The organism is Erythrobacter tepidarius (genome assembly GCF_002155695.1).
Classification (GTDB): domain Bacteria; phylum Pseudomonadota; class Alphaproteobacteria; order Sphingomonadales; family Sphingomonadaceae; genus Erythrobacter; species Erythrobacter tepidarius.
In genome coordinates, this window is sequence record NZ_MUYJ01000006.1 from 45,901 (window position 1) to 58,660 (window position 12,760).

Annotated in this window: 12 protein-coding genes; 2 read left to right on the forward strand and 10 right to left on the reverse strand. The window is 67.9% G+C overall.

The genetic code is table 11. From position 1 onward, the window contains the following. Window positions 1–34: 34 nt before the first annotated feature. From BZF61_RS07135 to BZF61_RS07180, 10 genes are all read right to left on the reverse strand, one after another. Window positions 35–1,096 (reverse strand): DUF7146 domain-containing protein, encoded by a 1,062-nt coding sequence (locus tag BZF61_RS07135; protein ID WP_086618080.1) that lies wholly within the window; start codon window positions 1,094–1,096, stop codon window positions 35–37. Next, window positions 1,096–5,451 (reverse strand): strawberry notch-like NTP hydrolase domain-containing protein, encoded by a 4,356-nt coding sequence (locus BZF61_RS07140; RefSeq protein ID WP_086618082.1) that lies wholly within the window; start codon window positions 5,449–5,451, stop codon window positions 1,096–1,098. Before BZF61_RS07140 ends, BZF61_RS07135 begins: the two co-directional genes overlap by 1 nt. 139 nt (window positions 5,452–5,590) lie before the next feature. Next, window positions 5,591–5,833: a DUF6117 family protein gene (locus BZF61_RS07145; protein ID WP_085933388.1), complete on the reverse strand. Its 243-nt coding sequence runs from the start codon at window positions 5,831–5,833 to the stop codon at window positions 5,591–5,593. Further along, entirely contained in the window at window positions 5,830–6,255 is a 426-nt protein-coding gene (locus BZF61_RS07150; protein ID WP_086618084.1) for a hypothetical protein, read from the reverse strand. Before BZF61_RS07150 ends, BZF61_RS07145 begins: the two co-directional genes overlap by 4 nt. Before the next feature lie 73 nt (window positions 6,256–6,328). Beyond that, window positions 6,329–6,523 carry a hypothetical protein gene (locus BZF61_RS07155; protein ID WP_019014755.1) on the reverse strand — a complete coding sequence of 65 codons (195 nt, stop codon included), beginning with the start codon at window positions 6,521–6,523 and terminating at the stop codon, window positions 6,329–6,331. A gap of 1 nt (window position 6,524) precedes the next feature. After that, entirely contained in the window at window positions 6,525–7,178 is a 654-nt protein-coding gene (locus BZF61_RS07160) for a hypothetical protein (RefSeq protein ID WP_086618085.1), read from the reverse strand. Window positions 7,179–7,250: 72 nt separating this feature from the next. Then, complete coding sequence (locus BZF61_RS07165) at window positions 7,251–7,472, reverse strand: hypothetical protein (protein WP_086618087.1); 222 nt, start codon at window positions 7,470–7,472, stop codon at window positions 7,251–7,253. Between the two features lie 60 nt (window positions 7,473–7,532). Then, window positions 7,533–9,686 carry a ParB/RepB/Spo0J family partition protein gene (locus BZF61_RS07170; RefSeq protein WP_086618088.1) on the reverse strand — a complete coding sequence of 718 codons (2,154 nt, stop codon included), beginning with the start codon at window positions 9,684–9,686 and terminating at the stop codon, window positions 7,533–7,535. Window positions 9,687–9,860: 174 nt separating this feature from the next. After that, a complete protein-coding gene (locus BZF61_RS07175; protein ID WP_086618090.1) occupies window positions 9,861–10,232 on the reverse strand; it encodes a DUF2958 domain-containing protein in 372 nt (123 codons plus the stop codon). Beyond that, a complete protein-coding gene (locus tag BZF61_RS07180) occupies window positions 10,229–11,182 on the reverse strand; it encodes an ArdC family protein (protein WP_086618091.1) in 954 nt (317 codons plus the stop codon). Before BZF61_RS07180 ends, BZF61_RS07175 begins: the two co-directional genes overlap by 4 nt. 168 nt (window positions 11,183–11,350) lie before the next feature. Between BZF61_RS07180 and BZF61_RS07185 the strand changes: the two genes are divergently transcribed. Together BZF61_RS07185 and BZF61_RS07190 are read left to right on the forward strand one after the other, a co-directional pair. Beyond that, complete coding sequence (locus BZF61_RS07185; protein WP_086618093.1) at window positions 11,351–11,815, forward strand: Rrf2 family transcriptional regulator; 465 nt, start codon at window positions 11,351–11,353, stop codon at window positions 11,813–11,815. Further along, on the forward strand, window positions 11,805–12,698 hold the full coding sequence (locus BZF61_RS07190; protein WP_086618094.1) for an NAD(P)/FAD-dependent oxidoreductase: 894 nt from the start codon (window positions 11,805–11,807) through the stop codon (window positions 12,696–12,698). The genes BZF61_RS07185 and BZF61_RS07190 overlap by 11 nt, the downstream gene beginning before the upstream one ends. Window positions 12,699–12,760: the final 62 nt, after the last annotated feature.

Genomic DNA, 12,760 nt, shown 5'->3' on the forward strand with positions numbered 1-12,760 from the left:
ATCCGTTCCGGCCGAACGTCCACGTTCGTCAAAGCTACGCGGCCTCGGCCATGAAGCGAGCGGCATCCCGGGCCGCGATCTGCGCCCGAAGGGCTGCGCGTAGGGCGTCGGGGCCGAGCATGCGGAGATCCTCGTTGAAGTCGGCGAGTCGTGGCGACAGCACGATCGCCTCGATGCTGTCGGCGGACGCGCGCTCGATCAGCGCGGCCATCGCGCCATCGCCGGCCGGATCGTCGTCGCGCGCGATGTAGAGCCGGCGCAGCGTGTCGGCGAAGAGGATGGCCGAGAGATGGGCGGCCGAGAGGGCGGCGACCATCGGCATGCCGGGCAGCACCGTCCTCAGCGACAGCATGGTCTCGATGCCTTCGCCTGCGGCCATGACGTCGCCGGCGACGCCGAAGCGGACGGCGTGACCGAGTAGATCGCCCATCGCGCGGCGCGGCGTGTCGATCGGCGCCTTGCCGAGACGGACGGGGTCGAAGCCGTCGGGATCGAGCCAGGTCCGGTGCGCGCCGGTGAGGCGGCCGTCGAGATCGGTGACGGCGGCGATCATGGCGGGCCAGGTCTCCGTGGCGGAATGCTCGTCCGGCCGGTAGTAGCAGCGCGGGTGGAAGCGCAGCGATACGGTTCCGTGCAAAGACGTAATGCCGCGCCGGCGGAGATACGTCTCGGCGAGCGTGCCGTGGATTGGCCGCGACATGGCGAACAAGCGCCGCGCGGCTTCCGGCGAACCCGCTGGGGCTGGCTGGATGGCGCGACGATGTTCGTGCGCTTGCGGTTCGGGTTGCGGCAGGCTGAGGAAGGCACGTGCCTCCCTCGCGACGTCCGCGAAATCCACGAAGCCGCAGCTCTCCCGGATGACGTCGAGCAGGTCGCCATGCTCGCCGGTCGCGGCGTCGGTCCACTTGCCGGCCGCACCCTTGCCGCTCTCCGGGCCGATGAGGCGCACGAACATCGAGCGGCCGGGCGTGTTGCGCACATCGCCGACCATCCAGTAGCGGCCTTCGCGATGACCGTTGGACAGATAGTGGCGGCACACCGCTTCGGCATTTCGCGCGAGCCGGCGTGCCAGTTCGGAAGCGTCGAGCCGGGACATCACACCGCCTCCCGCTCGGCGACCCGCTCGATTGGATAGCGGTCCATCACCCTGGCGAGGATCGCGGGACCGCTGGCGTCGGTGGGCACGAACAGGCGCAGCTTCCACGAGATGATCTCGTGGAAGAGGCCGTAGGCCGTGAGCCGCTCGCGCATGGTGTCGGTGAAGCCCGACAGCTCGATGCGATGGCCGCCCATCAGGCGGACGCGGCGAAGCTGAAGACCTTCGGCGAGATCGATGACGCTCTTGCCCTCGATCAAGGCGGCGAAGGCCTCGACCGGCGTCAGAGAAGGCAGGCCGGTCGCGGTTGCCGTGGCGGCCCAGGCGGGGGAAACCTTGCGGCCGATGATGCGTTCGCCATCGTCGGTCTGCAGGCGATAGACGCGGGTCGATTCGTTCGGGAGCCGCTTCCAGATCGGCAGCAGTAGGCCGGAGACCATGTGCAAGGTGGAGTCGGTGAACGCGGGAACCTCGGCGAGCTCGGCCGTCCAGGCGGCCGCGAAGATCGCCTCGTCGGCGTCCTGCCAGTGGCTTTCCGCCATCGCGCGGACGGGCACGTTCGGCGCTTCCATCGGCCGGATCAGGCGGACGCGGTACTCGACTTCGCCATCGTCGAGCATGACGGATGGGGCACGGACCTGCACGGCGGCGCGGCCGGACCGCGCATTGACGAGAAGGCGCGCGCCGCGTTCGCTCAGGCAGCTCAAGGCCTCTTCGAGCGTGACGGGCCGGTTGCGCTGGCGCTGCGTGATGGTGAGGAGCCGCGTCTCGGCGCCCGTGCCGGGATGGGTATAGATCGTCTGCCGGCCGGTGACGACGAAGCTCTCGGCCCGCAGCGTCTCCAGCCCGACATCGTAGGTGCCGGCGGCGATGGCGCCCTCGATGCGGGCGTTGAGGAGCTGCTCGAATGCCGTGAAGAGCACGCCCTGGAGCTCGATGGTCAGCGCGAGCATGCGGTTGAGGAACGTGCTGATGCCCGGCAACTGGTCCTTGAGGCCATTCGCATCGGTGAGCGTGAGGCCGGTGGCCGCCTCGAACCGTTCGAGAGAGCAGCCCTCGATCCTGCCGCGGGCGAGCAGATGATAGAGCTGGCGCAAGGCGTCGCGCGCATAGTGGGACTCCAGATTGTCCTCCGGTCGGAACAGGCCCTGGCCGGCGGTTTCGCGCTGTCCGCGCGTGATCGCGCCAAGCGTGTCGAGCCGGCGCGCGATGGTGCTGAGGAAGCGCTTCTCGGCCTTGACGTTCGTGGCGACGGGCCTGAACAGCGGCGGCTGCTTCTGATTGGTCCGGTGCGTGCGGCCGAGCCCCTGGATGGCCGTATCCGCCTTCCAGCCGGGTTCGAGCAGGTAGTGCACGCGCAGCCGCGTGTTTCTCGCGGAAAGCTCCGCATGGTAGCTGCGGCCGGTGCCGCCAGCGTCGGAGAAGACCAGGATGCGCTTGTGGTCGTCCATGAAGGCCTGCGCCTCGGCGAGGTTGGCCGAGGCGGCTCGGGTCTCGACCACGAGACGATCGCTTCGGCCCGCGCTGCCGGGCTTGCGAACGATCCGGCGCGAACGCCCCGTCACCTCGGCCACCATGTCGGCGCCGAAGTGCTGGACGATCTGGTCGAGCGCGCCGGGAACGGGCGGCAGGCTCGCGAGCTTCGCGATCAGGGCATCCCGGCGCGCGACCGCCTCGCGGCTCTCGACCGGCTGTCCGTCGCGACAGACCGGACGCGACGACAGCTTGCCTTCCGAATCCGTGAACGGCTCGTAGAGCTGGACCGGAAAGGAGTGGGCGAGATAGTCGAGGACGTATTCGCGCGGCGTGATGTCGACGCGGACGTCGTTCCATTCCTCGGTCGGCAGCTCCGCGAGGCGCCGCTCCATCAGGGCCTCGCCCGTCGAGACGATCTGGACGACGGCGGCATGGCCTTGCTCGAGATCGCGCTCGATCGAGCGGATCAGGGTCGGGGTCTTCATGCTGGTGAGCAGGTGTCCGAAGAAGCGCTGCTTGGCGCTCTCGAAGGCCGATCGCGCGGCCGCCTTGGCCTGCCGGTTCAGCGTGCCCGATCCGCCCTCGCTGCCGCCGGTGATGTTGGCCGCCCGCATGGCGGCATCGAGGTTGTTATGAATGATCGCGAAGGCGTCGGCGTAGGCGTCATAGATGCGGGTCTGCTCGGGCGTCAGCGCGTGCTCGACCAGCTCGTATTCGACGCCGTCGAAGGAGAGCGAACGCGACGTGTAGAGGCCGAGCGCGCGCAGGTCGCGGGCGAGCACCTCCATCGCCGCGACGCCGCCGGCTTCGATCGCCTCCACGAACTCGGCCCGGGTTGAGAACGGGAAGTCATCGCTGCCCCAGAGGCCGAGCCGCTGCGCATAGGCGAGGTTGTACACGGTGGTCGCGCCGGTGGCGGAGACATAGACGACGCGCGCATCTGGGAGCGCGTGCTGGAGGCGCAGGCCCGCGCGGCCCTGCTGCGAGGCCTCCTGATCGCCGCGTTCGCTCCTGACGCCGACCGCGTTCTGCATGGCATGGGCTTCGTCGAAAATGATCACTCCGTCGAAGTCGGAGCCCAACCATTCGACGATCTGCCGGACGCGGGAAAGGCGTTCGCTGCGGTCGTCGGACCGCAGCGTGGCATAGGTTAGAAATAGGATGCCTTCCCGCAGCGTGATCGGCTTGCCCTGCGGGAAGCGGGAGAGCGGCGTGATGAGCAGCCGCTCCATGCCGAGCGCGGACCAGTCGCGCCGCGCGTCCTCGATCAGCTTGTCGCTCTTCGAGATCCACACCGCCTTGCGGCGGCCCTGCAGCCAGTTGTCGAGGATGATGCCGGCGGCCTCGCGCCCTTTGCCGACCCCGGTGCCATCGCCGATCATGAAGCCGCGCCGGAAGCGGACCGCGCCCTTGGCGTCCTCGGCGGCGGCGGTGACGACGTCGAAGGTCTCGTCGACGGTCCAGCCGCCGGCGAGATAGCCGGAATGCGCCTCGCCGGCATAGATCACGGTTTCGAGCTGGGCGCCCGAGAGCCGATTCAGGATGTTCGCTGGCAGGCGCGGCCGGTAGCCCGGCTTGGGTGGCGCGACCGAGGCCATCGCCGCCGACTGCACGAGCTGTGTCGGGTGATCCTGCGCGCCGGGAATTCTTATGCTCTGGAGCGCGTAGTCCTCGTAGATGGAATCGGAGAGGCGCGCACCCTGTGGCGGCATCCAGTCGACCGTCTCGTAGGGGACCTCGATGCCTTCGGGCTCGGCAGCCATCGCTGGCCGCGCTGCGGCTTGTGCGGTACGGGCGACGTAGCCGCGAACGGTGCGCGGCGTGGAGACGGTGGGCACAGCCACAGAGGCATCGACCGGCAGTCGTGCCGGAACGTGCTCCGTGATCCAGGCCAGCAGCGTGGCGACGTCCGGCGCGACACCGGGCGCGGCCGGGAAGACGGTGGGATCGTCGGCCGGACGCTTGTCGATCACGGTGAGCCGCGTCGGGAACGTCGTGCCATGCCTGGCATAGACGCGGCCGTCGATGGCGGCGGAGAAGACGATACGGCCGCGCTCCTGAAGCCGGACATAGGCGTCGCGCCAGGCGGGAGCGTCCGGCGCGAAATTGGCGCCCGTAATCGCGACCAGGCGGCCGCCGTCCGCGAGCCGCGCCAGCGCCGAGGCGATGTGCCGGTAGGCGGCATCCGCCATGCGGCCTTGCACATTCACCATTGCCGAGAACGGCGGGTTCATGATGACGACGTTCGGCACGATGGTGGCGTCGAGGTGGTCGTGAATCTGCGCGGCGTCATGCCGGCTTACGGCGATGTCCGGAAAGAGGAGGGAGAGGAGGCCGGCGCGGGTCTCCGCTAGCTCGTTGAGGACGAGCGATCCGCCCGCGATCTCGGCGAGGATGGCGAGCAGGCCGGTGCCGGCCGAGGGCTCGAGCACGCGGTCGCCGGGCGTAATGGCGGCGGCCGTCGCGACCGCGAGCCCGAGTGGCATCGGTGTCGAGAACTGCTGGAGGGTCTCGCTCTCGATCGAGCGGCGTGTGTGCGTCGGCAGGAGGCCGACGATCTTCTCCAGCATGGGGAGGGCCAGGGCCGGAGAACCGGCCTTGCGCAAAAGCGCCTTTCCGAATTTGCGGAGAAACAGAACGGTCGCGGCCTCGCAGGCTTCGTAGGACGTCTTCCAGGCCCAGGTGCCGGACGCGTCGGACCCGCCGAAGGCATGCTCCATCGCGGCGCGAAGGATCGCCGCGTCAACCTGACGACCCTGTTCGAGACGAGGAAGGAGAAGGTGGGCAGCCGCAACAGTGCACGCGGCGGCGCCGGAACGTGGTGCAAGTGGCGACGCCGCGGCCGCGGGCGCGGCCGCGAGAGCGGTGGATGGAGTCATGTCGGTGAACCTCGGGAGAGCGGAGACGGACGAGCCGGCCGGCGCTCTCTCTGGACCGCACCGGCTCAAACCCGTCCCGGCCAGGCTCTCCCTTTCGTCACGCCGCTGCCTTCACCGCGCGCCACCACGCACGCGAGGATCAGGGAGTCGGTTCGTCCGGCAGGGTTGCCGATGGCGGCACGTAGGCGTCGAAGGGGTTGCCGTCAGCGAGATGGCCGAAGGGCGTGAACACGAAATCCGTGCCGTCGCGCCCCACGGCACAGATGACGTAGCGCGGCTCGCCGGTAACGGCATCGGTGCACTCCATGAGCGCGAGGTTGCCGTCCGCCGCAGCACGGAGCAGCGTCGCAAAATTCGCCCGCGCGTGATCGGGGATGCTCATCGCGCACCTCGCATTCCGCGCTTGCCCGACAAGGTGCGGTCGAGCCAGCCATTGGTCGCGATCCAGGCGACGGTCCTGCGGCGGCCGAGGTCGAGGACGTGCGCGCCGCCACCGAACGCGTTCACACGCGGGCGCGAGCAGGTATTCGCCCACTGAAAGCCCCACCGTCCGCTGAGGCCGAATTCCGCCGCGCAGCGGAGCACGAAATCGATGACGGCCTGCGGATCGCCGGTCGTGTCATCGCGAATCCAGAGCTGCGTTCCGCCATGCTCGGGCTGGATGGAAAGAAGAAACGCCTCGGAGGGCGGGGCCTCGGCGGCGTTCTCCTCCATCATGCGATTGTAGATTTCGAGCGCGCGCGCGGCGTTCTCCGGCGTGCGGACATCGAGAAGACAGGAGAAGTGCGTGAAGAAGTCGGCCATGTCAGGCTCCTGAAACGACGAAGCCCGGCGCGATGGCCGGGCTGGTTGAAGTAAGGAGATTGCGGTCGGTGGGTCAGAGCCGGAATTCAGCGACGAGGCGCTGCGCGTTGGCGTGATGCTCCAGCATCTCGCGGTAGAATTGCTTGCGGGCCTCCCGCTTCGCCGGATCGCGCCGTGCCGATCGCGTGAGTTTGCGCCGTGCCGCGCGGATCACCGTGCGGTCGCTGTCCCAGACGGTGACGCCGAGGCGGAGATAGGTGCCGTGCATCTCAGCCTCCGTCCGCCTGCTTCGCCGCTCGCAGGGCGACGAGCGCCGCGCGGAATTCCGCCGCGCCGACTTCCTCCGACAAGTCGATGTTGGCGGCGACGGACACGCATGCACTTTGAATGTCAGCGTCCGACACGGCGTCCGCGGTCAGACTTGCGAATTCGGCATCGGTCTCGACGATCGCGGCGATCTGGTCGCGGACGCGGTCCTCCTGGAGCTGCGCGAGGACGTGACGTGGGCGAGGAGCCGTGACGGGTTCGTCGGGATCGCGCGCTCCAGCAAGGATCGCTTCGGCCTTCGCGACCGCGGCGCTCGCCCGTGCGAGCCAGTAGGCATCCGTGCGCCGCTGGGCGACCTCATCCGCAATGACGATCTTCAGAAGGCCGAACAGCACCTCGAAGTGCGCGGCCTTCCGCTGAATGGTCTCATCGAAGTGCGATGGGACCGGGACGGCCTCGCCCGAATAGGCAGGATCCGCCCCGAGCCAGATGCCGGTGACATAGGTTTCGCCGGCAGCCTCGTAGTCGAGCTTGTCGTTGGACCAGTCATCGTCCTCGATGGCCTGACGACAAGCCTCGGCCGGCGTCGCGGCATGATAGGTGCGTTGCCGGTAGACCGGCACGCGGTAGGTCGTTTCAACGGTGTAAGCGGGCATGACAGCCTCCTGGAAACGCGAAAGCCCGGCGCGGCGGCCGGGCTGTTGGGGTTGGGTGGAGGGAAGGCGGGCCTAGAAGCCGAATTGCCAGGACGGCCAGGGCTGACCGTCATCGGCGGCCTTCACCGCCGCTTCGAGATAGTCGGCATCGCCTTCCACGACGGTCGGGTTCTCGACGGGCGTTTCGTCGATCACCGTCACGCTGCACACGAGGCCGTCCTCGACTTCGACATGGACGGGCACGAGATACTGGAAGACGACGCGGCGAGGCGTGGCCGAGCTGAGCTTGGTCATCGGATTGCTCCTGATCTAGAGGCTGGCGGGAGCGCAGGAGCCGCCCCCGCCATGGTCGCGTCACTCGGCGGCGATCATCGCCGGGTCATCGGCATCGGCGTCGCCATCATCCGGCTGCTCGTCCTCATCGTCGGCGAGGAAGGCCGGCAGCGTTTCATCGCCTTCACCTCCGCTTGCATCGACCGAGGTCGTCACACCGGGATCGGCGGACCGCAGCGGCTCCGGCAGCCAGCCGGTGTCGGCGAGCAGGCGCTCGGCCTCCTTTGCCATCTCGGGCTTCTTGAGATGATCGATGAGCTGCGCCTTCTCCTCGCCGAGGGCTTCGCGCACGGCTTCGACGATCCGGCTCTTCGTCACGCGGCCGAGATAGTTCGCCACGCTCGGGCGCCATCCGGCCTCCACCATGTCGAGGCCGGTGGCACGGGCGAGCCGATCGGCATCGCGCATGCGCCGGTCGAGCCCGTGCTGGGAGACGCCGTTGCCGCTATACGGATTCGGGCGTTCGTATAGCGCGTTGATCCCGTAGCTGACGCAGTGGGCGAGCAGCGCGAGGCGGCTCGCATCGTCGAGCTCGGCGATCCAGTCCCACAGCCGATCGTCGTCATCGAGCGGCATGTCCGCCTTCCAGGCTTCCATGCGCGCCTGGATGGCCTTGGCGGAGGCGCTGTCCTTCAGGTCGGGGGCCTGGACGGGGAAGTGGACCTCGCGGACCGACGCCTCGACGGCACAGCCGTGCGCGTTGCGCTTGAACGCATCGAGCACCAGCCTGTGCAGGAGCGCCGTCAGAGCGACATGCGGATGGTTGGCGACCGCGTCGCGCAGCGCCAGCGTGCGATGGGCGGTGAGCTCGATCACCAGCCGCTCGGGCAGCGGCTTGACGGCGTCGTCTTCATCGTCCTCTTCGGCGCCGGTGGTCTGGCCGCCGATGGTGATGACAGCGTGCTGAGCGGAGGGGATCGCGGGAGCATCGTCGCTGCCGGGTTCTCCATCGGTCTCAGCGTCGCTGCTGTCGACGGCGACGGGCGCCTCGTCCTCCGGCCGCACATAGCCGCGATCGATCACGATCTCGCCGTCGCGGTCCACGCTGACGAAGACGCCGGCGCGCGCGATGTCGGCGGGATCGTAGACGACGGGACGTTTCTCGAAGGCCTCGAGCGCCTCCTCGATCTCGCCGAGGCGTCGGTCGATCTCGTCCGGCAGCTCGTCGGCGCCGTCATACTCCGCCTCGAGCCGATCGTACTCCGCGCGCAGCGTCTCGCGCTTGGCGCGTTCGTCGTCGGTGAGATCGACAAAGGCGCCGCCGATCTTGCGCAGGCCGTGGTCGTAGCCATAGGGCAGGTCGAGATCGACCTTCACCCACTTCCAGCCTTCGCCGGCGATCTCTTCGGCCACCGCCTTCAGCTTTTCGCTGACCAGGCGGTGAAGGAGCGCCGGGTCGGCAAGCCAGCCGCCATCATCGTCCTCGAACAGGTCGCGCAGCACGACGCCGCCAGCCGCTACATACGCGTCGATGCCGACAAAGCGCGCCCGCTTGTCGGAGGCCGGGATCGTCGTCTCGGTCAGCAGCTGGCGGATATGCCAGGGCTGCCGATTGTAGGAATGCTGCACGGCTTTCCACACCTGCTCCTGCCGCGCGTGGTCCGGGTTGACGGTGAAGGCCATCAGCATGTCGAGCGTCATGCGCTCCTCGGCATAGGCGTCGCGCAGCACGGGCGAGACGGCGTTCAGCCGAAGCCGCTGCTTCACGACCTGGACGGTCGTGAGGTACGCTGCGGCGATCTCCTCCTCGGTCATGCCCTTGTCGAGCATGTCCTGGAACGCGCGGAACTGGTCGAGCGGATGAAGCCCAGCGCGAAGGAGGTTCTCGGCGAGGGAGTCGTCTTCCGCGAGGATCCTGGTGTCGGCCTTGCGTACGATGCAGGGGACGAGCCCGTCCTTCGGGAAGCGCTTGGCCTTCACCAGGCGCTCGATCGCGCGATACCGGCGGCCGCCCGCCGGCACCTCGAACATGCCGGTCTCGTTGCCGTCGCCGTCGAGGATGGCGCGGACATTGAGGCCCTGCACGAGGTCCTCGCGCCGGTCGATGTCATGGATGAGTTCGTCGAGCTCGGCTTCCGGCCGGGTGCGCCGGACGTTGGACTCCGAGAGCACGAGCTTGTTGAAGGGGATGTCGCGCGAGCGCGAGAAGACGATCTTCTTGGCAGCCTTTGCCATGTCGAGATACTCCGCGACGGGCGCCGAGAGCCTCTCTCTCGGCTTCCAACCCGTCACGAAGCGAAGCGCCGCCCTCTTCCTCTGAGGACGGCGCCGCCTTCCGGCGATCCGGAGCGTAGAACCGGAGATGCGCAAACGCTCATCTCCGGCTCTTCGGACTTAAGGGTGGGTGAGTTACGTGTCATCGCGTCGAGGCGAAGCCGCCCGGTAGAGGATGCGCTCGGCCGCTCGGATGCTTCCCGCCTCGCGGGCGGCCTCTGCCCAGACCGAGATCGGGAAGTCGCCGATGAAGAGAATGTCGCGCTCGATCCCCATGCCGAACGGCAGAACGATCGAGGCCAGCTCCTCGAGCGAGAAACTGCCGAGCTCGGGACAGCCGAGATCGGCGAGGCCGAAGAGCGTGTCGCCATCGGCGTCCAGCTCGGTCGCGAGCCAGACGCCCTCGCCGAGCGGGTTGAAGAACTTGACGACGGGCACATGGTCGGCGCCGCATTCAAGCCCATTGGCGAGCAGGCGCTCGCGCAAGTCGTCGGTCAGGAGGATCATGCTGCCCTCCTGTCGCTCGCGGGTTCGCCGGCGATCTCCGTTTCGGGGAGGAACGCCAGCAGCCAATCGGCCGCCTTGCTCGCCTGCGACGCGGCGCGGACGATGGCGCGGTTGTCCTCGCGCAGCACGTCCAGCCACGAGCCGATGTAATCGGCGTGGCGCACCGTCGGAGTGATGCCGAGCGAGGCGCAGCAAAAGGCCGCGTTCATCTCGGCGACCAGTTCCTCGAAGGCATATTTCTTGGAGCCGAAGGAGCCGGTGAGGTCGCGGCCGAGACGGGACGAATGGCCCGTCGCATGGCCGAGCTCATGCAGGGCCGTGCGATGCCAGTTGATCGTCTCGAAATACGCCTGCGGTGGCGGCACCTGGACGTAGTCGTGCGCCGGCACATAGAAGGCGCGGTCGCCGCCGATACGGAAGTCGATGCCCGTCGCCTTGATCAGTGCCTCGACGCGCGGCTCGATCAGGCCGGGACCCGGCGCGGGCGGCGAGACGGCAAAATCGTCGGGCAGATCCTCGCACTGCGCGATGTTGAAGACGGTGAAGCGCTTGAGGAATGGAATGGCCTGGGCTTCCTCGCCGGTCTCTTGCGCGCGCTTCTTCTCGTCGTCTGGAATGAAGCGATCGGCGTAGACGACGGTGGTGCCGCGCTCGCCTTTGCGGACATGGCCGCCGAGCGATAGCGCCTGGCGGAACGTCAGCCAGCTCTGCACCGGAAAGCCGTGCTCGATCACCGCGCCCCAGAGGATCAGCACGTTGATCCCGGAATAGGCGCGGCCGGTGGCGGCATTCGCCGGCATGGCGAGCGGCGCCTTCGCCGCCGCCGTGCCCCACGGCTGGACCCAGGGTACGCGGCCGGCCTCCAGCTCGGCGATGATCTTGTTGGTGATGTCGTCGTAGAGGCTCGTCCGGTCGGCGCCGGCGCGAGCGTTGCGGTCATGTCTGGACATCGCGGTTCTCCGCGACGGGCGCCGGAGGCCTCTCCTCCAGCCCTCAACCCGTCACGGCAAACCCGGTCCGCACTCTCACTCTCTATGGGGGGCGTTGCGGGGCAGGCTGTGCAAAAACTCTTCTGCCTAGCCTTGATTAGTCGGATATCACGCAACATATAAAGTTGCATGAGAAGAGATAGCCGATTATCGGGCGTCCTGCACGTCCTGCTGCACATGGCCGAACATCCCGGTCCCTGCACTTCCGACATGCTGGCCCGCGCGATGGACACCAATCCCGTTGTGATCCGCCGGCTGATGTCGGGCCTGCGGGACCGACGCTACGTGCGATCCGAAAAGGGCCATGGCGGCGGCTGGATGATCGCCTGCGATCTCGGCGCGGTCACGCTCCGCGACATCTATGAAGCGCTGGGGCGGCCCGAACTGCTGGCCATCGGCAACCGGACCGATGAACCCGGCTGCCTTGTCGAGCAGGCGGTCAACGCCGCACTCGGCAAGTCTTTCGATGAGGCTGAAATGCTTCTTCTTCGCCGCTTCGGCGAAGTCTCCCTCGCCGCGCTGAGCGCCGACTTTCATGCGCGACTCGCCGAACGCGGCGGATCGATCGCTCTGGAGACCACCCATGCAGAATGACGTCGTCATCATCGGAGGCGCCTTCGCCGGGCTCGCCGCTGCCACCTATCTCGCGCGGGCGCGGCGACGCGTCTGCGTCATCGACTCAGGGCGACCGCGCAACCGCTTTACTGAGGCGTCACACGGCTTTCTGGGTTCTGACGGCAGCGATCCTTCGTCGATCCTCGCCAAGGCTCGCGATCAGCTTGTTGCCTATCCTGGCGCTACGCTTGTCTCGGGAGAAGCGGTCGCAGCGCGTGCCGTTGGCGACGGCTTCGTCGTCTCGTTGTCGAGCGGCGCGGAAATTTCGGCGCGCAAGGTGATCCTTGCCTTCGGGCTGCGGGACAGTCTCGAGCCAATCCCCGGTCTTTGGGAACGTTGGGGCAAGACGGTGCTGCACTGCCCCTATTGCCATGGCTTCGAGTTCAGCGATCAACCGCTCGGGGTGCTCGCCCGCACGCCGATGTCCATGCATCAGGCCTGCCTCATCGCCGAATGGGGACCGACGACACTCTTTCTCAACAGCGTGGAGCTTGAGCCGGAACACGCGGAGATGCTCGCCAGCCATGGCGTGGCCATCGAGCGGGGCAAGGTGACGCGGCTCACCGGCGAAGGGCACGGCCTGTCCGCCGTGGAACTGGAGGATGGACGCAAAAGTCAGGTTTCGGCGCTTTACGTCGCACCGCAATCCTCTCTTGCCAGTCCAATCGCCGCGCAACTCGGCGCCACCATCGACGACGGACCGATGGGGCCGATCATCCGGACGGGCGGTGACAAGATGACCACCGTGCCGGGCCTGTATGCCGCAGGCGACATCGCCCGTGCACCGCACAGCGTGAGCTGGGCGGTTGCCGATGGCGTGACGGCGGGCACGGCGGTCCACCGCGCGCTGGTGTTCGGATGATGGACAGGGTGCAGGCCTTCGCCAATCCGGAATGGACTTAACGAGGAACGCCGGAGGAAGCT